22 protein-coding genes and 1 riboswitch are annotated in these 22,867 nt (G+C 69.0%); of the genes, 9 read left to right on the top strand and 13 right to left on the bottom strand.

Annotated features, from left to right (window positions below; translation table 11 throughout):
* The first annotated feature begins 5 nt into the window (after positions 1-5).
* From P0W64_RS15260 to P0W64_RS15245, 4 genes are all read left to right on the top strand, one after another.
* The gene (locus tag P0W64_RS15260) at positions 6-2,189 is read left to right on the top strand and encodes a malate synthase G (protein ID WP_275480992.1); all 2,184 of its coding nucleotides are present in this window, start codon (positions 6-8) and stop codon (positions 2,187-2,189) included.
* Entirely contained in the window at positions 2,164-3,012 is an 849-nt protein-coding gene (locus tag P0W64_RS15255) for a fused MFS/spermidine synthase (protein WP_275480991.1), read from the top strand. Before P0W64_RS15260 ends, P0W64_RS15255 begins: the two co-directional genes overlap by 26 nt.
* Positions 3,013-3,034: 22 nt before the next feature.
* Complete coding sequence (locus P0W64_RS15250; RefSeq protein WP_275480990.1) at positions 3,035-4,189, top strand: substrate-binding domain-containing protein; 1,155 nt, start codon at positions 3,035-3,037, stop codon at positions 4,187-4,189.
* 84 nt (positions 4,190-4,273) lie between these two features.
* A complete protein-coding gene (locus P0W64_RS15245; protein WP_275480989.1) occupies positions 4,274-5,284 on the top strand; it encodes an alpha/beta fold hydrolase in 1,011 nt (336 codons plus the stop codon).
* Between the two features lie 22 nt (positions 5,285-5,306).
* Here P0W64_RS15245 and gcvP read toward each other — a convergent pair whose 3' ends face one another.
* The 6 genes from gcvP to gcvH form a co-directional block, all read right to left on the bottom strand.
* The gene (gene gcvP / locus P0W64_RS15240; RefSeq protein WP_275480988.1) at positions 5,307-8,117 is read right to left on the bottom strand and encodes an aminomethyl-transferring glycine dehydrogenase; all 2,811 of its coding nucleotides are present in this window, start codon (positions 8,115-8,117) and stop codon (positions 5,307-5,309) included.
* Positions 8,118-8,201: 84 nt separating this feature from the next.
* Positions 8,202-8,306, bottom strand: a riboswitch (glycine riboswitch).
* An 89-nt stretch (positions 8,307-8,395) separates the two neighbouring features.
* A complete protein-coding gene (locus P0W64_RS15235; protein WP_275481018.1) occupies positions 8,396-8,959 on the bottom strand; it encodes a MerR family transcriptional regulator in 564 nt (187 codons plus the stop codon).
* Between the two features lie 267 nt (positions 8,960-9,226).
* Entirely contained in the window at positions 9,227-9,736 is a 510-nt protein-coding gene (locus tag P0W64_RS15230) for a bifunctional nuclease family protein (protein WP_275480987.1), read from the bottom strand.
* Positions 9,737-9,833: 97 nt separating this feature from the next.
* Positions 9,834-10,520, bottom strand: a complete 687-nt coding sequence (locus P0W64_RS15225) for a MerR family transcriptional regulator (RefSeq protein ID WP_275480986.1) — start codon at positions 10,518-10,520, stop codon at positions 9,834-9,836.
* 41 nt (positions 10,521-10,561) lie between these two features.
* Entirely contained in the window at positions 10,562-11,014 is a 453-nt protein-coding gene (locus tag P0W64_RS15220) for an FHA domain-containing protein (protein WP_275480985.1), read from the bottom strand.
* A 116-nt stretch (positions 11,015-11,130) separates the two neighbouring features.
* Positions 11,131-11,535 carry a glycine cleavage system protein GcvH gene (gene gcvH, locus P0W64_RS15215; RefSeq protein WP_275480984.1) on the bottom strand — a complete coding sequence of 135 codons (405 nt, stop codon included), beginning with the start codon at positions 11,533-11,535 and terminating at the stop codon, positions 11,131-11,133.
* Positions 11,536-11,774: 239 nt separating this feature from the next.
* Here gcvH and P0W64_RS15210 point away from each other — a divergent pair, with 239 nt between their 5' ends.
* Complete coding sequence (locus P0W64_RS15210; protein WP_275480983.1) at positions 11,775-12,776, top strand: ABC transporter substrate-binding protein; 1,002 nt, start codon at positions 11,775-11,777, stop codon at positions 12,774-12,776.
* 46 nt (positions 12,777-12,822) lie between these two features.
* Here P0W64_RS15210 and P0W64_RS15205 read toward each other — a convergent pair whose 3' ends face one another.
* The 4 genes from P0W64_RS15205 to P0W64_RS15190 all read right to left on the bottom strand — a co-directional run bounded on the left by P0W64_RS15205 (position 12,823) and on the right by P0W64_RS15190 (position 17,549).
* Positions 12,823-13,431, bottom strand: a complete 609-nt coding sequence (locus tag P0W64_RS15205; RefSeq protein WP_275480982.1) for a CDP-alcohol phosphatidyltransferase family protein — start codon at positions 13,429-13,431, stop codon at positions 12,823-12,825.
* A gap of 4 nt (positions 13,432-13,435) precedes the next feature.
* A complete protein-coding gene (gene secA2, locus P0W64_RS15200; protein ID WP_275480981.1) occupies positions 13,436-15,745 on the bottom strand; it encodes an accessory Sec system translocase SecA2 in 2,310 nt (769 codons plus the stop codon).
* Between the two features lie 99 nt (positions 15,746-15,844).
* Positions 15,845-16,747 carry a hypothetical protein gene (locus tag P0W64_RS15195; protein WP_275480980.1) on the bottom strand — a complete coding sequence of 301 codons (903 nt, stop codon included), beginning with the start codon at positions 16,745-16,747 and terminating at the stop codon, positions 15,845-15,847.
* 1 nt (position 16,748) lies between these two features.
* Positions 16,749-17,549, bottom strand: a complete 801-nt coding sequence (locus P0W64_RS15190) for a hypothetical protein (protein WP_275480979.1) — start codon at positions 17,547-17,549, stop codon at positions 16,749-16,751.
* A gap of 167 nt (positions 17,550-17,716) precedes the next feature.
* Between P0W64_RS15190 and P0W64_RS15185 the strand changes: the two genes are divergently transcribed.
* The 3 genes from P0W64_RS15185 to P0W64_RS15175 all read left to right on the top strand — a co-directional run bounded on the left by P0W64_RS15185 (position 17,717) and on the right by P0W64_RS15175 (position 19,138).
* Positions 17,717-18,280: a TIGR03086 family protein gene (locus P0W64_RS15185; RefSeq protein ID WP_275480978.1), complete on the top strand. Its 564-nt coding sequence runs from the start codon at positions 17,717-17,719 to the stop codon at positions 18,278-18,280.
* A 5-nt stretch (positions 18,281-18,285) separates the two neighbouring features.
* On the top strand, positions 18,286-18,750 hold the full coding sequence (locus P0W64_RS15180; RefSeq protein WP_275480977.1) for an SRPBCC domain-containing protein: 465 nt from the start codon (positions 18,286-18,288) through the stop codon (positions 18,748-18,750).
* Between the two features lie 76 nt (positions 18,751-18,826).
* Positions 18,827-19,138 carry a DUF6054 family protein gene (locus P0W64_RS15175; RefSeq protein ID WP_275480976.1) on the top strand — a complete coding sequence of 104 codons (312 nt, stop codon included), beginning with the start codon at positions 18,827-18,829 and terminating at the stop codon, positions 19,136-19,138.
* Positions 19,139-19,145: 7 nt separating this feature from the next.
* Here the strand turns inward: P0W64_RS15175 and P0W64_RS15170 are convergent, their stop codons facing one another.
* Positions 19,146-19,487: a hypothetical protein gene (locus P0W64_RS15170; protein WP_275480975.1), complete on the bottom strand. Its 342-nt coding sequence runs from the start codon at positions 19,485-19,487 to the stop codon at positions 19,146-19,148.
* A gap of 19 nt (positions 19,488-19,506) precedes the next feature.
* Positions 19,507-20,481 carry a DMT family transporter gene (locus P0W64_RS15165; RefSeq protein WP_275480974.1) on the bottom strand — a complete coding sequence of 325 codons (975 nt, stop codon included), beginning with the start codon at positions 20,479-20,481 and terminating at the stop codon, positions 19,507-19,509.
* Between P0W64_RS15165 and P0W64_RS15160 the strand changes: the two genes are divergently transcribed.
* Positions 20,480-21,880 (top strand): PLP-dependent aminotransferase family protein, encoded by a 1,401-nt coding sequence (locus P0W64_RS15160; protein ID WP_275480973.1) that lies wholly within the window; start codon positions 20,480-20,482, stop codon positions 21,878-21,880. The genes P0W64_RS15165 and P0W64_RS15160 overlap by 2 nt on opposite strands.
* A 4-nt stretch (positions 21,881-21,884) precedes the next feature.
* Here the strand turns inward: P0W64_RS15160 and P0W64_RS15155 are convergent, their stop codons facing one another.
* The gene (locus P0W64_RS15155) at positions 21,885-22,841 is read right to left on the bottom strand and encodes a membrane dipeptidase (RefSeq protein ID WP_275480972.1); all 957 of its coding nucleotides are present in this window, start codon (positions 22,839-22,841) and stop codon (positions 21,885-21,887) included.
* Between the last annotated feature and the right edge of the window lie 26 nt (positions 22,842-22,867).

The following is a 22,867-nucleotide window of genomic DNA, read 5'->3' as shown; positions in this document are numbered from 1 at the left end:
AAATCATGGTCGAAACCGCCCGGACGTCCGTCAACGGCCTGCAGGTCGCGACGGTGCTCTACGACTTCATCAACAATGAGGCCCTCCCGGGCACGGGCGTAGACCAGGCGGCCTTCTGGACCGGTGCAGCGCAGCTCATCGAGGACCTCGCGCACCGCAATGCGGATCTGCTCGCCCGCCGCGACGACCTGCAGCGCCAGATCGACGAGTTCCACACCGAGAACCCGGGCCCCGTCGATCTCGAGGCGTACAAGCAGTTCCTCACCGATATCGGCTACCTGGTGCCGGAGCCGGACGACTTCCAGATCACCACGGACAACGTCGACACCGAGATCACCTCGACCGCGGGCCCGCAGCTCGTGGTCCCGATCCTCAATGCACGCTTCGCGATCAATGCCGCGAACGCGCGCTGGGGCTCGCTGTACGACGCCCTGTACGGCACCGACGCCATCCCGGAGACCGATGGGGCCGAGAAGGCGCCCGGCGGCAAGCCCGGTTACAACAAGGTCCGCGGCGACAAGGTCATCGCGTACGCGAAGGACTTCCTCGACCAGGCCGTGCCTCTCGAGCACGGGTCGCACGCCGACGTGACGAAGTACTCGGTCGAGGGCGGCGTCCTCCAGGCGACGGTCGACGGCCAGACCGTCGGGCTCGCTGACCCGACCGGGTACGCAGGTCGCATCGGCGACGAGGCATCCCCGTCGGCGATCCTGCTGCGCCACAACGGGCTTCACCTCGAGATCCAGATCGACCCGGAGTCGCCCATCGGCTCCACAGACAAGGCCGGAGTCAAGGACGTTCTGGTCGAGTCCGCGGTCACCACGATCATGGACCTCGAGGACTCCGTCGCCGCCGTCGACGCCGAGGACAAGGTGCTCGGCTACCGCAACTGGCTCGGGCTGAACAAGGGTGACCTCTCGGAGGAGGTCAGCAAGGGCGGCAAGACGTTCACGCGAGTCCTCAATCCCGATCGCACGTACGTCGCCGCGGACGGTTCGGAGCTCACGCTGCACGGCCGTTCGTTGCTGTTCGTCCGCAACGTCGGCCACCTGATGACCACGGACGCCGTGCTCGACGCCGAGGGTAAGGAGATCGGCGAGGGCATCCTCGACGCGATCGTCACCTCGCTCGCGGGTATCCACGGGCTCGGCACCGAGGGGCTGAGCAACTCCCGGACGGGGTCGATCTACATCGTGAAGCCGAAGATGCACGGCCCCGAGGAGGTCGCGTTCACCGTCGAGTTGTTCAGCCGCGTCGAGAAGCTGCTGGGCCTGCCGTCGGCCACACTCAAGGTGGGCATCATGGACGAGGAGCGACGCACGACCGTCAACCTCAAGGCGTCCATCGAGCAGGCACAGGACCGCGTGGTGTTCATCAACACCGGCTTCCTGGACCGCACGGGCGACGAGATCCACACGTCGATGCTCGCCGGCCCGGTGGTGCGCAAGGCGGAGATGAAGTCGCAGACGTGGATCAAGGCGTACGAGGACTCCAATGTCGATATCGGTCTGCACGCCGGGCTGCAGCACCACGCGCAGATCGGCAAGGGCATGTGGGCGATGCCGGACCTGATGGCGGACATGCTGGAGCAGAAGATCGGACAACCCGAGGCGGGCGCCACCACCGCGTGGGTCCCGTCGCCGACGGCCGCGACTCTGCACGCGCTGCATTACCACCTCGTCGACGTGTTCGAGGTGCAGAACGACATCGCCAAGCGCGACCCGGCATCGGTCGACGACATCCTCAGCATCCCGCTGGCCCCGAAGACCGACTGGTCGGACGAGGAGAAGCGCGAGGAACTGGACAACAACTGCCAGTCGATCCTCGGCTACGTGGTCCGCTGGATCGACCAGGGCGTCGGCTGCTCCAAGGTCCCGGACATCCACGACGTCGCGCTCATGGAGGACCGCGCCACCCTGCGCATCTCCAGCCAGCTGCTGGCGAACTGGCTGAAGCACGGGATCGTCACCGAGGACGAGGTCGTCGCGAGCCTCGAGCGGATGGCGCCCGTCGTCGACCAGCAGAACGCGGGCGACCCGGCCTACCGGCCGCTGGCCCCGGACTTCGACGGCAACATCGCCTTCCAAGCCGCGAAGGATCTGATCCTGCAGGGAACCAGGCAGCCGAACGGCTACACGGAGCCGATCCTGCACGCACGGCGTCGTGAGTTCAAGGCCTCAGGCGCCTGACGCGCAGCCCGCCGGGGCCGGGCCGTCGGGCGCGGTGCGCATCACGCCCGACGGTGACCGGCGCGACGCGTTCGCCGTCGAAGTCGACGGCACGCCGCAGAGCTACGTCGATCTGGGCGATCCGGCGAACCTCGTATTCGAGTACGTCCGCCGGATCGGCCATGTCGCGGATCTCGTCGCCCCGGCGGGTCGGCCGATCACCGCGGTGCATCTCGGGGGTGGCGGCATGACGCTCCCCCGGTACATCGCACACACCCGGCCCGGTTCACGACAGCAGGTGCTCGAGAACGACCGCGACCTGATCGCTGCCGTGCGCCGCGACCTTCCGTTCCCGCGCGGTGCGCAGATCCGCGTGCGCTGTGCCGACGCACGGTCTGCGGCCTCGGTCCTTCCCGGCGGAATGCTCGGCGCAGTCGAGCTGCTGGTCGTGGACGTCTTCGCGGGGGCGCGTACCCCGGCCGCGCTCACCACGGTCGAGTTCTTCACCTCCCTCGTCCCCCTACTCGCACCCGGCGCGGCCGTCGCCGTGAACAGCGCCGACGGTGCCGGCCTGCCTTTCGCACGGGCGATGGCCGCGACGGTGGCGCGTGCGCTCGGCCCCGTCGTCGTGCTCGCCGAGCCGGGAGTGCTCAAAGGCCGGCGGTTCGGCAACGTCGTCCTCGTGACCGGAGACGTGGATCAGCAGCAGCTCGCGCGGCGTGTCGCGGGCGACCCGTTCCCCGCGACGGCCCTCGGTGGCGCCCGGTTCGCGAGCGGCGCGCGGGTGCGTACCGACGCCGATGCGGGCGACTCACCCGCGCCTCCGACCGGCCTTTTCGGCTGAACCGTGGGGTAAGTTCGTCGCGATGGGTACACACAGATCGGCCACGAGCAGTCGACGGGTCGCTCCATGGGTGTGGGTGGCGGCCGCGATCGTGGCCGTCCTAGTGCTCGGTGTCATCGGCTACAGGTGGTTGGGCGGGGTGTCGGACCGTGAGGGGAAGACCGCCGCCGCGCAGTGCGTGCGGGGCGATCTCACGGTCCACGTCGCCGTCGATCCCGCCATCGACGAGCCGCTCGCCAAGACGGCCCTCGCATTCAACGCCACCCGGACGGTCGCCGACGACTACTGCGTCAAGATCGATGTCACGGGCGTACCCTCGACGACCGCGATGGCCGGTCTCGTCGGTACCTGGGACAAGCGCTACGGCGAGCGGCCCGCCCTGTGGGTGCCCTCGTCGTCCACCTGGGCGGCGCGGCTGAAGACCTCGAAGGCCACCGCTGTGGCCGGGAACCCGACTCCCCTCGTATCGTCACCCGTCGTGCTCGCCGTCCCGACCGATCTGAGGAAGCCTCTAGACGGCGTGCGATGGATCGACGTCCCAGGGCTGCAGGCGGCCGACGGGCTCGATTCGCGCGCCGAGGGCTGGGGAGCGCTGCGTATGGCGCTGCCGACCGGCGCCTCCAGTGACGGCACCTACCTCGCCGCGCAATCGATCGCAGCGGCTGTGACGCACACGTCCGCCGGCCCCATAGCCGACGCCGCGGCACGCGGCCCCCAGGTCGGAACGACGCTCGCGCGACTGGCGTCGGCCGCACCGACGCCGCGAGCTCCCACCGCCGACGCGGCGCTGACGGTGCTGGCCGGTGAGGGCGACGCGAAGGCGGGCCCCATCCACGCGGTTCCCGTCATCGAGCAGCAGCTCTTCGCATATCTGCAGACACATCCCGGTGCGAAGCTCGCGGCCGTGTCTCCGTCGGGCGCCACCGCGACTGCGACATATCCCGCCGTGGCGCTGGGCGACGGCGTGGACGAGGCGCACAGCCAAGCCGCCGCCGAGTTCGTGTCCTTCCTGGGAACCGGCGACCACGCGAAGGAACTCGCCGCCGCAGGATTCCGCGCTCCGAATCAGCCGACGCCGAGGGCCACGGATGCGGTGCCCTTCGGCCGCTTCGAGCCGCTGCCCACGCCGTCCGAGTCCGCGCTCACTGCTATCGCGGACGCCGTCACCGCCGAGTAGGCGACCGCCGGATCGGTAACGATCAGGCCTCGAACCGAAGAACCGTGTGACGCATGGGGCGCATGGTATCTACCGTGTCGCGCTATGAGACCCCTGAGCAGGGCACTCGCGACCGCATGCCTCGTCGCCTGCCTGGCGTGTACCTCCGCGCCGTCCGCGGGCGCCGCGCCGGCGTCGGGAACCACCGGGACCGGCCCACCCCTGCGTAGCTGGACACCCGCATTCCTCGCGAGCGTCTCGGCACCCGACGCCGCGCCGATCGGTACGAACGATTGGAGCTGCCGCCCGAGCGCGGCGCACCCGTACCCCGTGATCCTGATCCACGGCACGTGGGAGAACGCGCTGTCCACGTGGTCCGGCATGGCCCCCTGGCTGAAACGCGACGGCCACTGCGTCTACGCGATCGACTTCGGCAAGTCGAACCCCCTCGAGCAGGGCGGACCACTCACCATCACACCCGGCGCGTACGGCGCGCGCCCGATCGAGCGCTCCGCCAAGGAGGTCGCTGCATTCGTCCGGCAGGTGCTCGCGCACACCGGCGCTCGCAAGGCGGACCTGGTCGGCCACTCCCAGGGCGGCCTGCTGATCCGGCAGATGCTCCGCTTCGAGGGCCTCGCCGGGAGCACCGACAAGGTTGTAACGATCGCCGCGACCAATCACGGGACCACGATGGACGGACTCGGCGCCTTGGACCGTATCCTCCGCGACCGCCTCGGCATGGACCTCGACCCGGTCCTGAACCACGTGGTGGGTGTCTCGGGGGTACAGCAGATCTACGATTCGCCGCTGCTCCGGACCCTCGCGGCGGGCGGCGACACCGAGCCGGGTATCTCGTACACGGTGCTCGCGACGCGCTACGACGAGGTGTCGACACCGTACGACCGCACGTTCCTGACCGCGGGCCCCGGCGCGACGGTCGACAACGTCACCATCCAGGACGGCTGCCCGCAGGACCTGTCCGAGCACCTGAGCGTCGACTACTCGCCACGCGCCATCGACTGGGTGCGGCGCGCGCTCGACCACGCCCGGATGCCGCTCGCGTCCATCCGCTGCACGGCGACGGTGCCCTTCTTCGGCGACAGCGAGGCCCGCTGACGACCGCCCGCCGCCTGGGCGCTTACGCGAACGCTTCGATCGGCGGGCACGAGCAGACCAGATTGCGATCGCCGTACACCCCATCGATGCGCCGGACGGCCGGCCACACCTTCGCTCGCGCTCCACCGGACGGCAGACCCATGGGGTACACGGCGGTCTCACGCGAGTAGGGGTGATCCCAGTCCGCGACCAGGCACTCCGCCGTGTGCGGTGCGCCGCGCAGAGGGTTGTCGTCGACCGGCCACTCCCCCGATGCGACTCGATCGATCTCGGCCTTGATGGAGATCATCGCATCGCAGAAGTCGTCTATCTCGGCGAGCGACTCGCTCTCGGTCGGCTCCACCATGAGGGTGCCCGCCACCGGGAAGCTCATGGTCGGCGCGTGGAACCCGTAGTCCGCCAAGCGCTTCGCGACGTCATCGATGCTGACGCCCGTGGCCTTGGTGATGCCGCGGACGTCGAGGATGCACTCGTGCGCGACGCGGCCGTTGTCGCCCGTGTAGAGCACCGGGAAGTAGTCGTTCAGCCTCGCGGCGATGTAATTGGCCGACGCGATCGCCGTCAAGGTCGCACGCCGCAGACCATCGGCACCCATCATCCGGATGTACGCCCAGGTGATGGGAAGTATCGACGCGCTGCCATAGGGCGCCGCGCTGATCGTTGGGCCGTCTCCCAGTTCGGGCGCAAGCGGGTGGCCGGGAAGGAACGGCGCGAGGTGCTCGCGGACACCGATCGGGCCGATGCCCGGCCCGCCCCCGCCGTGCGGGATACAGAAGGTCTTGTGCAGGTTCAGGTGGCTGACGTCGCCTCCGAAACGGCCCGGACGGGCAAGTCCCACAAGGGCGTTCAGATTCGCGCCATCGACGTAGACCTGTCCGCCCGCGTCGTGCACGGCGGCGCAGATCTCGCGCACCTCATGCTCGTACACGCCGTGCGTCGATGGGTACGTGATCATGATCGCGGCGAGCTCGGCGGCGTGCGCGGCGATCTTCGCCTCGAGGTCCGCGGTGTCGACGTCCCCGTTCTCACGGCACGCCACCACGACCACCTTCAGCCCGGCCATCACCGCGGACGCGGCGTTGGTGCCGTGCGCGCTCGACGGGATGAGGCAGATCGTCCGGTGCTCGTCGCCGCGGGAGACGTGATATTCGCGGATGGCGAGCAGCCCGGCGTACTCTCCCTGGCTGCCCGCATTCGGTTGCAGCGACACCCGGTCGTAGCCGGTCACGCCGGTCAGCCAGGTCTCGAGATCGGCGACCAGAGCCCGGATCCCGACGGTGTCCGCAGCTGGCGCGAACGGGTGCAACCGGCTGAACGCCGGCCAGGTTATGGATTCCATCTCGGCCGTGGCGTTGAGCTTCATGGTGCAGGAACCGAGCGGGATCATGCTCCGGTCCAGCGCGATGTCCTTGTCCGAGAGGCGGCGGAGGTAACGCAGCATCTCCGTCTCGGTGCGGTAGCGGTGGAACGCCGGATGCGTGAGGAACTCGGACGTGCGGTCGCCGAACTCCGCGGAGAACGGGCGCGAGGGAGCCCCGAACGCATCCAGGACGACGGCAACGTCCTCGTCGGTCGTGGTCTCGTCGCACGCCACCGACACGTGGTCGGCGTCGACACGCCACAGGTTGTACCCCTTGGACTTCGCGGCGGACACGATCTCGTCTGCGCGCCCCGGGACGTTCGCGAGCACGGTGTCGAAGAAGTCGGCGTGCACCACCGCGTCTCCGAGGGCAGCCGCGATCCGGGCCGCGTGACCGTGTACACGGCCCGCGATCGCGGTGAGTCCCTCCGGGCCGTGGTACGAGGCGTACATCGCAGCGAGCACGGCCAGCAGGACCTGGGCGGTGCAGATGTTGGACGTGGCCTTCTCGCGCCGGATGTGCTGCTCGCGGGTCTGTAGCGCCAGACGGTAAGCGAGATCGCCGTCGGCGTCCTTGGAGACGCCCACGAGGCGACCGGGGATCTGCCGGGCGTGCTTCGTGTGCACGGCGAGATATCCGGCATGCGGGCCGCCGAAGCCGAGCGGCACGCCGAACCGCTGCGTCGTACCGAAGCAGGCGTCGGCCCCCTGCTCACCGGGCGGCGTGAGCAGCGTCATCGCAAGTAGGTCTGCGCCGACGGCGACGAGGGCACCGCGCTCGTGCGCCGCCTCGACGACCGCGGCGACGTCGGGGATCCGCCCCGAGGCGCCCGGGGTCTGCAGGACGACGCCGAAGAACTCGCCGTCGGGTAGGCCGCCCGCCAAGTCGGCGACGACGACCTCGATGCCGAGTGGCCGCGCACGTGTCCGGATCACCGCGAGGGTCTGGGGGAACACGTCGGCGTCCACCGCGACCCGGGGCGAGGACGACTTGGTGGCCCGGCGCAGCAGCGTCATCGCCTCGGCGGCGGCGGTCGCCTCGTCGAGCATGGAGCTGTTGGCGACCTCCATGCCGGTGAGGTCGGCGACCATGGTCTGGAAGTTGAGGAGCGCCTCGAGGCGTCCCTGGCTCACCTCCGGCTGATACGGCGTGTACGCGGTGTACCAGGCCGGGTTCTCGAGGATGTTCCGCACCAACACCGGCGGGGTGAGCGTGTCGTAGTAGCCGAGGCCGATCATCGACCGGTCGACGGTGTTGCGCGCCGCCAGCACAGCAAGCTCGGCGAGAGCCTCGTGCTCGGTCGCAGGGGCCGGCAGCACGCCGAGGCCGTTGTCTGTCGGATCGTCCAAGATCGCCGACGGCACCGCCGCGCGCGCGAGATCGTCCAGGCTGTCGACACCGATGACGCGCATGATCTGCTCGAGCTCGACGGTGTCGGGGCCGACGTGGCGGTCGGCGAAGGAATCAGTCACGGGTGACCTCCGGGGCGTCGTTGCCGGACGCACGCTACGCCCGGTACAGCCTCCCCCTCAGTCGCCGGGCGGCTCCAGAGACGCCCAACCCACGTGGTCCGGGTGCCTGAGAGATTGACGGAGAGGTGTTGCTCCTTCGGCGCCTGCGAGCCCTCGACGAGGCCCGCTGGGCTCTCCCACGCGGTGTTGCAGCGCAGGTGTGATTCTAACCCACTTCAACAGAACGGCCGTACCGTGAGTACCCGGACAGCGTCTGACGAACGCCGGGCAATCGATTCCTAGCCCGTGGCGCGGGCGCGGTTGCGGCGACGGTTGGCGAGCTCGTCCTCGGGCGCGGCGTCGGCGTGGCCACCGTCGGCGCGTTCACCCGGGAAGTCGGCGATGGTGCCGGTCAGCTCGCGCATGGCGCCGGAGACGGCGATACCGAATACACCCTGCCCGTGCTGGAGCAGGTCGACGACCTCCTCCGCGCTGGTGCACTCGTACACCGTGGTGCCGTCCGAGAAGAGGGTGATCCGGGCGAGATCCTCGACGCCACGCGAGCGCAGGTGATCGACGGCGACCCGGATGTTCTGCAGTGAGATGCCGGTGTCCAACAGGCGCTTGACGATCTTGAGGACGAGGACGTCCTTGAACGAGTAGAGCCGCTGGCTGCCCGATCCCGCGGCACCGCGGATGGACGGCACGACCAGCGACGTGCGTGCCCAGTAGTCGAGCTGGCGGTACGTGATGCCGGCGATCTGGCAGGCGCTCGGCCCGCGGTAGCCGAGCAGGTCGTCTGGAATCGCATCACCCGGGAAGAGACCGGGCGCGATGTCGTCCAGCGCGCCCTGCGTGCCCACCTCCGGCTTCGGCGAGGCGTGCTCACCGCCGGTGTGCGGCGCGCTGTTAGCCTGATCGGTCACTGGCGGTCTCCCTCTTCGCTCCATGCGCGTCCCCTCCAGGTTACGCGCCCGCCGGTCGGCCTGGTGGGCCGTTTCGCGGTGTCCGAGAAGAACGCTAAGCGGCCGGTCCGAGTGAATCAACGCGACACACCCAAAACTCTGAAGTTGAAGTTGAGGTTGACATCGAACCGTGACCTTCGACCGACAAGGAGACCGCCGACCGCCTCAGGGCTCGTCAGGCGCCTTGAAGTCGTCGGCCGAGATCGTGTCCAGGAACTCCTTGAACTTCTCGACCTCGTCGTCCGGCGCACTCTCCGGCTCATCGCCGCCGGACTCGTCCTCGTCGGGAAGTACCAGGCCCGCCTCGGCGAGCACCTGGTCCTCCGCGTAGATGGGAACCTCGAACCGAACGGCGACCGCAACCGAGTCCGACGGGCGAGCCGAGACCGTCACGTCGCCGTCGAGCACGAGATCGGCGTAGAAGGTGCCGTCCTGGAGGTCGGTGATACGAACCTCAGTGAGGTCTCGGCCCATGCCCTTGATCAGGTCGACGATCAGGTCATGTGTCAGCGGCCGGCGCGGCTCGACCCCCTGCAGACGCAGCGCGATGGCCGCCGCCTCACCCTGCCCGATCCAGATCGGCAGGTACCGCGACCCAGAGCTCTCACGGAGGAGAAGCACCGGATCGTTCTGCGGGGGATCCATCCGGATTCCCACCACACTCATCTCGATCATGAGAACCCGCCTCCTGCATGGTCGTTCGGAAGGTCTTCTCAGTCTACGCGCGCACCATCGCGCCGCATGTGAGGCACCCGGGCCGACACCTGGGCGGTCAGCGCACCGCGTCCTTGACGGCGGCCTTGACCAACTGCGTGTGGAACGCGACGGACAACGCCGCCAGCTCACGGATGAGTTCGGCGGCCCGCTCCGACGCGCCCTCGCCGCCCCTGGCGATCGGATTCGCGATCTGCGCGATGAGCCCTGCCTCGCGGTCGGCCGACGTCTTGAACGCGCGCAGGTGCCGCGCCTCGAAACCGTACTCGGCGAGCGACTTCGCGGCGACGACGAGTTGGACGGAGTCCTCGTCGAAGAACCCCGCCTTGCCAGGGGCCACGAGCGCAGAGCGCTCGAGCTCCCGCAGGAATGCGTCGTCGCAGCCCGCACGGTCGATCAGGTCGGCACGACTGATCCGGGTCTGCCGGCGCGCGAGGAAGTCCCCCGCAGACGCGGACGGCACCGACGCGAGCGAGCGGGGCGCGCGCGGCGCGGGCCCCTCGACGTGATCGCCCCGGTCGTGCGCCTCCAACTGCTCCTTGATGATCTTCAGGGGCAGGTAGTAGTCCCGCTGCGCAGTCAACACGTAGCGCAGCCGCTCGCAGTCCTTCGTCGAGAATCGACGGTAGCCCGACGGCGACCGTCCCGGTGTCACCAGCCCCTCGGATTCGAGGAACCGGATCTTCGAGATGGTGACGTCGGGAAACTCCGCGCGAAGCTGCTCGAGCACGCTCCCGATCGACATCGTCGCGGATTGCGGTTCCGGGCGCGGGGCCGTCACTGGGATCAGCCCGCGGCGTCCGGCTTGGCGGAGGTGTAGAACACCAGGCGGAACTTGCCGATCTGCACCTCGTCCCCGCCTGCCAGCGGTGCCGAGTCGACGGGCTCGCGATTGACGTACGTCCCGTTCAGGCTGCCGACGTCGACGACGGTGAATCCGCCCTCGACACTGCGGAATTCAGCGTGACGCCGACTCACGGTGACATCGTCGAGGAAGATGTCGCTGTCGGGGTGGCGCCCCGCCGACGTCGTCTCCTGGTCGAGCAGGAAACGCGAACCCGCGTTCGGGCCGCGCTTCACGACGAGCAGAGCCGAACCGGCCGGGAGATTCTCCGTGCCCGAAACCGGAGCGTCGCTCTCGGGGCCCCCCGAGGCGTCGAGCTCACGGATGATGTCGGCGCGGAACACCGAAGTGGTCTCTACGGGGGTTTCCTCGCGGCCCTTGTCGTTCTCGCTCACATCGCTCCTTTGTCTGTGGATTTCCCAAGTGAAGATCGCGTCGCCAGGCGCCCGTGGGCTACGGGCCCACGGTACCCCGCGGGGGCGATACTCGGCAGCGGGTTGTCCCCGCCGCCCTAGCTTCCGCTGGTCAGGGCCTTGTAGCCGTCGGCGTCCAGCAATTCGCCGATGGCGGCCTCGAGATCGTCCGGCGAAGCGGCTTCGACCTCGACGATCCAGCCCTCGCCGTACGGATCGGAGTTGATCAACTCGGGGCTCTGATCGAGCGACCCGTTGACGGCGACGACGACCCCGGTGAGCGGCGCGTAGATATCCGACACCGACTTCGTCGACTCGACCTCCGCGAAGGAGTCTCCCGACGACACGTCCGCATGGTCGTCGGGCAGCTGCACGAACACCACGTCGCCGAGCTGGTCCTGCGCGTAATCGGTGATACCGATCCGCACGACCGTGTCGCTCTTCTTCAGCAGCCACTCGTGATCGGGCGTGTACAGCAGTTCTTCAGGCGTGCTGGCGCTCAAGCGAACGGTCCTTTCCCCACGACGGCTGCCACGCGGCCCGCGGCTCGTCCCAACCTAGTGGTCAGCCGTGGCGGTCGGCAACACGGGTCGGCTCGGCTGCCGGCCCCGACCTACGACGCGACAAGGTGTCTCGATCACGCCCTTTCGGGACAGACTTCTCATACGGCCCACGGTTTGATTAGGCTCCCCTCAGATCTCCATTGATTCAGATCTCCATTGATGCAGGAAGGCGATACACCTTGTCCAGACACCTTCGTGTCCTCGTCGCGGCCGTTGCGGCCCTTGGGCTGCTCGCAGGCTGCGGCTCGTCGAACTCGGAGAGCGCTTCCGAGTCCTCGAACACGTCAGCCGTACGTACGGTCGCCACGGTCCAGGGCGAGGTCGCCGTACCGACCGCCCCGAAGCGCGTCGTCGTGCTCAACTACGCCCTGGCCGGGTACGCGTTCCACCTGGGCCTTCCGGTCACCGCCGTGACGGCGCTGGCGTCCGATCAAGACGGCGAACCGGCCGCGGCCTGGGCGGATCAAGCGAAGAAGGACGGGACGCAGATGCTCCGGTGGAACGCACAGGCGTTCAACATCGAGCAGATCACCGCTCTCAAGCCCGATCTCATCATCGCCGGCGGTTGGGGCCTGCCGTTCAAGCTCGCCACGGACGGCTACGCGAACCTGTCGAAGATCGCGCCGACCGTACTCGTCGACAAAGCGCTGACCGACTGGCGCGAACAGTTCCAGTTCCTCGCGGACAAGGCCCTCGGCAAGCCCGAGCTGTATCAAGACGCCGTGAAGGCGTACGAGGCGAAGGTCGCCGAGACCAAAGCCAAGATAACCCTCCCCGAGCTACCGGTCAGCTACGTCTCCATCAGCGGCGGCGCAGCCAATCCCAAGGCCTACGTGGCTATCGAGTCGACGGGGATCCCGAAGGAGTTGTCCGCCGTGGGCCTCACACCCGCCACGGTCTTCGCCGGGTCCGGGTTCAAGCCGTACACCGCCGGCGGTGACACCTTCAACGTGCCCGACGAGGACCTGAGCAGGGTGCTCGATCAGAAGACCGTCTTCGTGACGGGCTTCAACGCCGACAACATAACCCTCGACCAGCTGAAGGCCCGGCCCGCGTGGGCCTCCCTGCCTGCGTTCCAGAGCGGCGGCGCACACCTGCTGCCGTACTGGGTCAACCGTGCAGACTACGACCGGTCGCTCGACACCCTGGACGAGATCGCGAAGATCTTCCCCAAGAAGTAGCCGATCCGGCTCCTTCCGGCCCCGCGGCTCCGGTGGAACCGCGGGGTCAGAAGTGTGCGTGCACCTTCGGCATCCTGCGCACGACGAGCACCGTCTGGTACCAGTACAGGGCCAGGGTCCACAGGTACAGGCCCGTGCCCCAGACGAGGAACGCCCAGCCGAGCGGGTGCATGATCCGGCCGATCCAGTTGTCGAAGGTCCCGGCCAGCGCCATGGGCAGGCCGTACATCAGCGCGAACGTCGCGGCCTTCCCGAGGTACAGGACCGGCAGCGCGATGACACCGCGGCTACGCAGCAGCGGCACCGTCCCCGCAAGCACTACCTCCCGGCCGATCAGGACGGCGACCAGCCACCACGGGACGATGTCACGCATCCCCAGCGCGATCGGAATCGCGAGCATGTAGAGGCGATCGGCGAGCGGGTCCAGCAAGGCACCCAACCGGGACTGCTGATCCAGCAACCGGGCCAGTTTCCCGTCCAGCCAGTCCGTCGCCCCGGCCAGCATCAGCACCACGAGCGCCCATGCATCCTGGCGCGCCCACAGCAGCAGGACGAGGAACACCGGGATCCCGATCAACCGCAGAATGCTGAGCACGTTGGGGATCGTCCAGACCCGGTCGGACGGCTCTCCCCCTGCGCCCTCGCCGTCGGTCACCGGCTCACCCGAACCCGAGCATGCCCGAGAGGCCCTTCGACGCGAACGGGTTGTCGTGCACCATGTAGGTCCACGTCAGCGTCGTCCGGCCGAGGTCGCTCTTCTCCAGGTCGATCCCTTCTGTGGTGATCTCGGCCTCCGCAAGCGTCTCGCGGGCCTTCTCGTCCGCTTCGGCACGAAGCTTCCCGAACTCCTCGACGACCAGCCGGTGGAACTCGTCGAGCGGGTTCTGGCGGCCGAGCGCGCGCAGGTGGATCGTGGACTGGACCTCCGACACGAAGGCGAGGTGATCGGCCCACGCCCGGTCCAGATGGAACAGGTATGCCTCGCGGGCCGCGACCTCGAGCACATCGTCGGACACGCCGGCTGCCGTCAATTCCTCGTACCGCTCGGGCAAGCCCTTGCGGAACTCGTCGAACGCTGCATCGGTGGTCAGCAGCGCCGCCCGCCGGGCGACGACCAGATCGCGCTGCTGGTTCACGACCTGGTTGTACCGCCAGGTGTTGGCGTGGGTCTCGAGCATCGCCCCCTCGGCGACGCGCTGCGCCTGGTCGAGCATGTCCGCCGCTGCCCTGCCTCGCGGGAACTCGCCGGTCTCGGGGTCCGCGTTCGTCGGCGGCTTCTTCAGGGGCAGGTGCCGTTCGACGATCGGGTCCTCGACGCTCGCGAAGATCACCGACGTGCCGGGGTCGCCCTGGCGGCCGGCGCGCCCGCGCAACTGCTGATCGAGACGTTCGGTGTCGTGGAGGCCGGTGCCGACGACGCACAGCCCGCCGAGCTCTGCCACCTCGTCGTGCTCCTTGCTGTCGTCGCCCGCGGCACTGCCACCGAGTTTGATGTCGGTGCCGCGACCGGCCATCTGCGTCGACACCGTGACGGCACCGCGTGTACCCGCTTCGGCGATGATCCGCGCCTCCTCGGCGTCGTTCTTCGCGTTGAGCACGGTGGCCTCGACCCCTGCGATCTTGAGCATGTGTACCAGTTCCTCCGACTCGGCCACGTCATGCGTGCCGATGAGGACGGGCTGGCCGGTCTCGTGCACCTCGCGCACGTACTCGATGATCGCGGCGACCTTGTTGCCCTTGTTGTCATAGACGCGCATGGGCTGGTCGATCCGGATGTTCGGGGTATTCGGCGGGATCTGCGAGACCCCCAGATCGTAGAACTGGCGCAACTGCTCGCCCGCCGCGATCGCGGTACCCGTCATACCGCACACCGTCTGGTACCGCTGCAGCAGAGCCTGCACCGTGATGGTGTCGATGACCTCACCTGAATCCGTCTGCGCCAGGCCCTCTTTCGCTTCGACGGCGGCCTGCAGGCCATCCGGCCAGCGCTGGAGCTCGGCCACGCGTCCCCGCGAGGTGTTGATCAGCTTCACCGCACCGTCCCGCACGATGTAGTGGATGTCCTTCTCCACCAGGGAGTAGGCGTGCAGCGCTATGTTGACCTGCGGCAGGGTAGTGCCCACGTGCAGGTCGCTGTACAGGTCGATGCCGCCGAGTTCGCGCTCGACCAGCTTCGCCCCCTCGTCCGTGAGGAAGGCCGACTTCCCGTCGGTGTCGACCTCGTAGTGCTTGCCTTCGCGCAGGCGCGCGACGACCTCCATGATCGCGGCCTGCGGCACGTCACCCCTGACCGAGCCCGCCAGCACCAGCGGAATGAGCGCCTCGTCCACGAGAACCGAGTCCGCCTCGTCCACGATCGCGACGTCCGGCTTCGGAGACAGCAGATCCTCGGCGGTCGTCGCGAGCTGATCGCGGAGCACGTCGAAACCGATCTCGTTGACCGAGCCGTAGACCACGTCGCGGCCGTAGGCCTCGCGCCGCTCATCGCGTGTCGAGGACTCGGTGACGTAGCCGACCGTCACGTCGAGCAGGTCGAAGAACGGCCGCATCCATTCTGCATCTCGATACGCGAGGTAGTCGTTGGGCGAGATGACGTGGACCGTGCGACCGGACAGTGCGATACCCGCCGCCGCGATCGCGCCCGCGAGTGTCTTTCCCTCACCGGTCGCCATCTCGACGACGTCGCCCTCGAGGATGCGGTCGGCTCCCTGCAACTGCACGTCGAACGGCCGGAGACCGAGCGCGCGCTCCGCCGCCTCCCGCGCCAGCGCGAGGAATCTGCCGCGGTCGTCGCCCTTGGCCTGGTAGACGTCCAGCGCGACGGCGGCGTCGGCGAACTCGGCGTCGTCGAGGCCGTGTGCCCATTCGTCGAATGCCGACGAAGCCTCGACGAGGGCGACCGAGCGGGACTGGTTCCGGGACGCCTGCGCCCCCAGCATCTTCCAGAACTTGTTGTTGAACCTACCCACGTGCCCTCCGAATCGACCGGCCGTTCCAACCTCCGACGAGCGTACCGACCGGCTCCGCCACATTCGGCCCGCGGGCGCTGCCGGTGCGCCGCGGGGCGGTTATCCGCACTGTCCCGCCGGTAGCTCGGCCGCGTGGTCACGCACCCATCGCCCGATCCGGTTCAGCGTCTGCTGGCCCGCTTCGAACGACGCAGCGACCGTCCCGATCGACACACCGATCTCTCCGCGGTCGGTGCGGATCACGGCGAGTTGCCGGACCTGATAGCGGCCGTCCACCGTGGGCCCCCAGCCGCCCTTGACCTGCGCGCCGGGGAATACCGGCTGGACACCCCAGCGCTGGTTGGCGTCGACCTCGCCCATGAGCTTCAGGACGGTCTTCGCCTGCGGCATGCAGGGCAGGTGCGCGGCGAAGACCGCCTGGTCCTTGTAGGTCCAGTCGGTCTGGCCGAACGCGGTGTAGCCGGGCCGGGTCACCTCGGACTGCGTACCGGTCTCGGTGTCACCCCCGTCGTGCAGGACCCGGTCCACGGCCTGCGCGGCGGCGTCGCCGCCGCCGAACCGATCCCACAGAGCCTGGGCTGCGGCGTTGTCCGACGCTTCTATCGCGCGCTGGGACTGGGCCTGCGCGGAGGGCCCGAACCTCTGTAACGCCGCTATGACGAGCGGGACCTTGCTCGTGGACCAGGCCACATCGCCGTCGTCACCGAGGACGATCGCACGCTCACCCGTCGCCCCGCTGCCGACCGGCGCGAACGCCACTCCCACCGTCTCGCCCTGGGCCACCGTCGAGAACGCTTCCGAGAGCTTCGACGGGGGCGGCGGGGGTGGGACCGACACGGACGGTCTCGCAACCGACGGCAGAGTGTCCGACGGTGCGGTCGCCTGCGACGGCGACGCCGCGAGCGAAGGCTTCACCCGTCCGGTGTCGCCCACGGTGCAACCGGAGGATATGAGCGCCGTCCCGAGCAGTGCCACCGCCGGGATCAGCGAGCGACGGCGCATCTCAGCAGTGTCCGGCGGGCAGCTTCGACTGGTTGGCGCGCAGCCATGCGCCGATCCGGTCGAGTGCCTGAGTGCCTGCGGTATAGGACTTCGCCGTCGTGGACATCGCGATGGCGGTCTGGCCACGCCCCGTCTGCACGACGGCGATCTGCCGAACGAAGTAGGCGCCGTCCTTATCCTTCTCGTCGCCACTGGTCGGCATCCATCCGCCCTTCACAGCGGCACCCGGCAGGCTCGCAGCGCCCCATTGCTGCGTGGCGTCGACGCCCTTCATCAACGCGAGCACCGCCTGCCCCTGCGGGACGCAGGCGAGGCCCGCGGCGAAGTTCGACGCGTTCGCGTTGGTCCACGCGGTATCGCCCCACCCCTGGACGGGATCGACGACGGTAGCGCCGTCGCCCCCGGCTCGCAGGACCTTCTGCACCGACGCCGCAGCCTGCGATCCGCGTCCGAGCTTCACCCACAGCCGCTCCGCGGCGTCGTTGTCCGAGTGGACGATCGCCGCGGATACGTCCGCCTGCACCGATCGGCCGAACCTCTGGAGGGCGGCGACGGCCATGGGGACCTTCATCGTCGACCAGGCCGAACCGCCGGCCTCGTCGCCCAGGACCGTGCCGGCGCGTCCCCCGCCCGGCGCGATCGCCACCCCGACGGGCTCTCCCGCCGCCGTCCGGGCCGCCGCGAAACCGGCGGCTAGAGACTGGCCCTCCGGCGCTGCGGACGCAACCGCGGGAACGGCGGCTATCGGCGCCGCCAGCACGGCGGCGACGGACAATCCAACTGCGTTGCGAATCGATACCACGCCTACAAATGAACCATGAATCCGGCGCAGACGACACATGACGGGGCGATCCGGCGCGGCGCGAGCCCGGAATCGTTCGTCGCGGCTGCTCCCCGCGCAGTCCTGTCCGGTGGCCCGTCCGTCCGTTCCGGTGACACGCGACCCGCAGAACGTGGTACGCACGTGGGATGACGGATCTGACCCGGCTCTCCCCTGCCGACCGCCACTACGCCGTAGCCGGGCGCTTCCAGGAGGTCGCCGACGCGGTGACGGACTGGGACGCGCAGACACCCGTCGCCGAGTGGAAGGCCGGCGATGTGGTCGAGCACCTGGTGTCATGGGTCCCCGGCTTCCTAGAGGGCGGTGGGGTCGTCCTCGCCACCGTCACGGGGGATACGCATTCGGAACGGTTCCGGGACCTGACCCAGAAGATCCACGGTTTGTTGGTGGGACCCGACACACCGTTCTCCCACCCGATGGTCGGCGACATGCCGCTCTCGGCGGCGGTCGACAACATGTACACGGCCGACGTCTTCATGCACACGTGGGACCTCGCGCGATCGCAGGGCGTCGACCCGGAACTCGATCCCGCATACTCCGCTGCCCTGCGGACGGGGCTGCAGTCGATGGGCGACGCCCTGCGGCAGTCCGGCCAGTTCGGCGAAGCGGAGGTGCCTGTGCCGCCCGATGCCGGCGAGGTCGACAGACTCATCGGCCTGATCGGCCGGGACCCGAGCTGGACTCCGGCCTGACGCCCATGTCCCGCACGCACAGATTCTCGTCCCCGATCGATGCGGGTCCTGCGCGGGTCTACGCCGCGCTGACGCATGCATCGGAGCTCGCCCTCTGGCTCCCGCCCGCCGGGATGAAGGGGCGGTTCGAGCGGTTCGCAGCCGGTCAGGGGTTCCGGATGATCCTCGCCTACACCGATCCCGCCGAACGCGGCAAGGCGGGCGGAGGACGAGACGTCGTAGACGTGACGATCACGGAAGCCGTCGACGGAGCGAGGATCACGTGGGCGAGCGAATTCGAGTCGGACGACCCCGAGTACGCCGGGACGATGACGATGACGTGGGAACTCGAGCCCGACGGCGACCGCACGCGCCTCACGGTGACCGCCCGCGACGTGCCGCCCGGTATCAGCCAGGAGGATCACACCGAGGGCATGCGGACGTCGGTGATGCAGTTGAACGAGTACCTGTCCCGGGGATTCATCGGCTGAAGGTCGTCGCGCGCCCCGTTCGGGTAGCGTCACCCACGGGACGAGGGGAACTGTGATGGCGAAGTACTAGAAGCAGTTGCGGGGAGACTTCACGCACGTGCTCGATACGGTTCACCAGGGGGTGCTGTCGGGCAGCGCGTCGGCAAGCTACGAGGACGGCAGCGACATCACGGTCGGCGGAGTCCGCTGCGCCGTACGGGTGTATGAGCGCTACAGCTTCAGCGGCAGCAACCGGTTGAGCCTGACGCTGACGCTCCTGGCGTCGGCGGACGACCTCTACCTGTCGGCGATAACCTCGGGCGGCAGTCAGGCGGTCATGTTCAAGCTCAACACGTTCGGCGAGCAGGCGTTCCTCGACAAGGTCGTGAGAATCGTCGACCGCCTGTGACTTCTTATCAGGCGTCGACCCTGCGCCGCGTACGCCGCCAGAAGTGCGTGCGCATCGGCGGCCGCGGCGGCACCGGAATCAGCAGTTCCTGGAAGCGATTCGCGAAGCCGGCGACCGCGCGCTGCTCGTCGTCGAGCAGATTGCGAACGCCGCTCGACACCTCGATTCCGACGGGGGTCCCCGGTCCGATCGCCAGATCCTCCCAACACATGGGCAGGTTCTGAGCCAGGATCCGGCGGCGACCGACCACCACATATATGCGCGACGAGTACCTCGTGGTCTCCCACCGCAACAGATCCGCGCGGTCGGCGTCCAACACGCCGGAGGCCACGATCCTGTCGAGGTACATGATCAAACGGTAGACTGCGTCACCCGGACATTCTTGTCGGCGCCTCGAATTGCGGACGATTTGCCCGGAAAAGCCTTATTCTTCCGGCCCTGGTCCGAACTGCAAGCAGCGCACACGACACCACGGCGCCGCCGCCGAGTGCCGTCTGCCACGTGATCCGCTCCCCGAGTAGCACCATCGCCCAGCCGATCGTCAACACGGGCTGCACCAGCTGAACCTGACTGACGCGCGCCATAGGGCCGATCGCGAGCCCTCGGTACCAGGCGAAGAACCCGAGGAACATGCTGACGACTCCCAGGTAGGCGAAGGCGGACCAGGCCGCGACGCCCACATGCGGCATCTGTCCGTCGACCGACAGCCAGGTGAGCACCGACATGACGGGCGCCGACAGCACGAGCGCCCATGAGACGGTCTGCCAGGCGCCCAGCTCACGGGCGAGCAGTCCGCCCTCGGCGTAGCCGATCGCGGCCGCGAGCACGGCACCGAACAGCAGCAGATCGGCGGCGCCCACTCCCCCGAAGCCGCCCTGGACCACCGTGAAGGCGACTGCCGCACACGCGCCGCCGAGGGCGGCCGCCCAGAACAGCCGGCCCGGCCGCTCCCCGACGCGCAGCACGGCACACACGGCGGTCACCGCGGGCAGCAGGCCGATGACGACTGCACCGTGGCTCGCGGGCAGCGTTCGCAGAGCCACCGAGGTCAGCAACGGAAACCCGAGAACGACCCCGCAGGCGACCACCGCGACGCGCGACCACTGGTACCCGCGCGGGAACCGCTGCCGGGTGACGGACAATGCCAGCGTCGCGAGCACCGCGGCGACCACCGCACGGCCCGCACCCACGAACAACACCGGCATGGCGTCCGACCCGCCGCCCACAGCGACGCGGGTCAGGGGAACGGTCAAGGAGAAGGCCACGACACCGACGAATCCCCAGCCGACCCCTGTCGATAGCGGACTTGGCGCGCTTTCGATAGCGCTATCATCATGCTTCATGTCCGACGATAGCAGTACCCGGATCGTGGCGGACCTACGCCGCTGGATCGCCAGCGTGCCGCCAGGTACCCGGTTGCCATCGTCGCGGGAGCTGCGGCAGCGCCACCGCGCCGGTCCCGCTACCGTCCAGAAGGCGCTGCACGCCCTCGCCGCGCAAGGACTGGTGGAGTCCCGACCCGGCGTGGGGACCTTCACCCTTGCGATACGCACGCCACGCACCGTCGACTTCGGCTGGCAGACAACCGCTCTCGGAACGGCAGGCTTCCGCGACGGACATGGCCCCACGTCACTCGAGACGATCCCGAACTCCGTCATAGGGATGCACTCGGGTTATCCGTGCCGGGAGCTGCTCCCCGAGAAGCTGGTGCGCGCCGCCTTCGCGCGGGCAACGCGCGCCGAGAACCTGATGGGCCGGCCGCCGGTCGCGGGGCTGCCCGACCTGCAGTCCTGGTTCGCAACAGAGCTGGCCGGCGCCACTCCGGACGGGGTCGCCCCGGTATCGCCCAGCGATGTCGTCGTGATCCCCGGCAGCCAGAGCGGCCTTGTCACAGCGTTCCGTGCGCTCGCCGGCGCGGGGCGCCCGATACTCGTCGAGTCGCCCACGTATTGGGGCGCGATGCTCGCCGCCAGGCAGGCGGGCGTGCAGGTGGTGCCGGTGCCGAGCGGCCCCGCGGGCCCTTCCCCCGAGGCCGTCGCGGAGTCGCTCGGCCGCACCGGCGCCCGCGTCTTCTATGCTCAGCCCACGTTCGCGAATGCGACCGGGTGGCTGTGGCCGCGCGACCGCGCGGATGCCGTGCTCGACGCGGTCCGCGCGGCAGGCGCGTTCCTGATCGAGGACGACTGGGCGCACGACTTCGCGATCGACGCCGCGCCGCAGCCACTCGCCTCCCGCGACGACGCCGGCCACGTCGTCTACCTGCGCTCGCTCACGAAGTCGGTGGCGCCCGCTACGCGCGTCGCCGGCCTCGTCGCCCGCGGCCCCGCGCGCGATCGCATCCTGGCCGATCACGGGGCCGAGGCGCTGTATGTGAGTGGGATCCTGCAGACGGTGGCGCTCGACGTCGTGACGCAGCCCGCGTGGCGCACGCACCTGCGCCGTGTCACCGAGCAACTCCGGGGCCGGCGGGATCTGCTACTCGAAGCGCTGGTCCGGCACGCACCGCAGGCGCGCGTCGAGGCCGTGCCGCGCGGCGGTCTCAACGCGTGGGTCCGCCTGCCCGACGACGCCGTGGTCGCCGACGTCGTGGCGCGGTGCCGGGCCGATGGCCTCACGGTCGGCGACGGCGGCGAATGGTTTCCCGCGGAGCCCGCAGGCCGGTACGTACGGATGAACTACGCGGCGGCCGAACCGTCCCAGCTCGGGCGCGCTGCGGAGATCCTGGGCGCAGCGCTGCGGTGAGATATCAGGCTGCGGACCAGGATTCGCGCGCCACGCGCAGAAAGTTCCCGCCCAGAACGGCGGTGATCGCCGCGTCGTCCCAGCCCTGCCCGGCGAGGTGGGTGCCGAGCGTCACGAACACCTCCGGCGGCATCCACTGGATCGGCCCCCAACGCGTGTAGGACTCGTCGTACAGCTCGGGACTCGCGAGGATCGTCCGGACGAACTCCTCGTGGTCGAACGAGAAGTCGCTGCTGACTCCGACGTGGTCGACGCCGACGAGCTCTACCGCGTACTCGATGTGCCGCGTCATCGCCTCGAGGGTCGGCGTGTTGGGACCCAGGAAGATCCCGACGCCGGTGATCCCGACGACTCCCCCTGTCTCGGCGCACGCCCGAGCCTGGTCGTCGGTGATGTTGCGCGGGTGATCCCACACGGCACGCATACACGAGTGGCTGTACACGACGGGCCGCGTCGAGCTCTCGCACAGCCCCAGACCCGTGCGAATGCTGCAGTGCGACCCGTCGGGCACCATCCCCACGCGGTTCATCTCGGCCACCAGCTCGCGGCCCCACCGGGTAAGCCCACCGTCGTCGGCGTCGAGGCAGCCGGAACCGGCGGCGTTCGCATGGTTGTAGGACGGCAGCATCGTGCGGACCCCGAGGTCGAAGTACTCCTTGACCGCGTCCAGGCGGCCGCCGAGCGGCCCGGAGTCCTCGAGATCGAACGCGACCGCCATACACCCCGTCGCTGTGACCGCCTCGATGTCCGCAACGGTGCTGGCGAGCGCCAGCGACGGTGTGCGCGTGACCCGTTCGCGGAACTCCCGCAGCAACGCCATCGAGAACTCGTACGAATGCGGCGAGTACCCCACGTTCACCGATACGAAGCCGCGCTCGAGCGGCGCATATCGCTCCAACTCGGCGACGTCTGCGTCCAGGTCCAGAGCCAGGCACGTGTGCTGGTCCCACAGGAGCGTCATGGCTCGACCGTGCCACACGCGGCCGG

This window comes from Tsukamurella sp. 8F (assembly GCF_029167375.1).
Lineage (GTDB): Bacteria > Actinomycetota > Actinomycetes > Mycobacteriales > Mycobacteriaceae > Tsukamurella.
The sequence above is the reverse complement of the archived record's forward strand: the minus strand, read 5'-3'. Positions and strand labels throughout refer to the sequence as shown.

Excerpts from the sequence above, each read along its gene's own strand:
- P0W64_RS15230 (WP_275480987.1), bottom strand. The coding sequence starts at position 9,736 with ATGATCGAGATGAGTGTGGTGGGAATCCGGATGGATCCCCCGCAGAAC.
- P0W64_RS15245 (WP_275480989.1), top strand. The coding sequence starts at position 4,274 with ATGAGACCCCTGAGCAGGGCACTCGCGACCGCATGCCTCGTCGCCTGC.
- P0W64_RS15250 (WP_275480990.1), top strand. The coding sequence starts at position 3,035 with ATGGGTACACACAGATCGGCCACGAGCAGTCGACGGGTCGCTCCATGG.
- P0W64_RS15165 (WP_275480974.1), bottom strand. The coding sequence starts at position 20,481 with ATGAAGCATGATGATAGCGCTATCGAAAGCGCGCCAAGTCCGCTATCG.
- P0W64_RS15180 (WP_275480977.1), top strand. The coding sequence starts at position 18,286 with ATGTCCCGCACGCACAGATTCTCGTCCCCGATCGATGCGGGTCCTGCG.
- P0W64_RS15260 (WP_275480992.1), top strand. The coding sequence starts at position 6 with ATGGTCGAAACCGCCCGGACGTCCGTCAACGGCCTGCAGGTCGCGACG.
- P0W64_RS15225 (WP_275480986.1), bottom strand. The coding sequence starts at position 10,520 with ATGTCGATCGGGAGCGTGCTCGAGCAGCTTCGCGCGGAGTTTCCCGAC.
- P0W64_RS15155 (WP_275480972.1), bottom strand. The coding sequence starts at position 22,841 with ATGACGCTCCTGTGGGACCAGCACACGTGCCTGGCTCTGGACCTGGAC.
- P0W64_RS15160 (WP_275480973.1), top strand. The coding sequence starts at position 20,480 with ATGTCCGACGATAGCAGTACCCGGATCGTGGCGGACCTACGCCGCTGG.
- P0W64_RS15185 (WP_275480978.1), top strand. The coding sequence starts at position 17,717 with ATGACGGATCTGACCCGGCTCTCCCCTGCCGACCGCCACTACGCCGTA.
- P0W64_RS15170 (WP_275480975.1), bottom strand. The coding sequence starts at position 19,487 with ATGTACCTCGACAGGATCGTGGCCTCCGGCGTGTTGGACGCCGACCGC.
- P0W64_RS15195 (WP_275480980.1), bottom strand. The coding sequence starts at position 16,747 with ATGCGCCGTCGCTCGCTGATCCCGGCGGTGGCACTGCTCGGGACGGCG.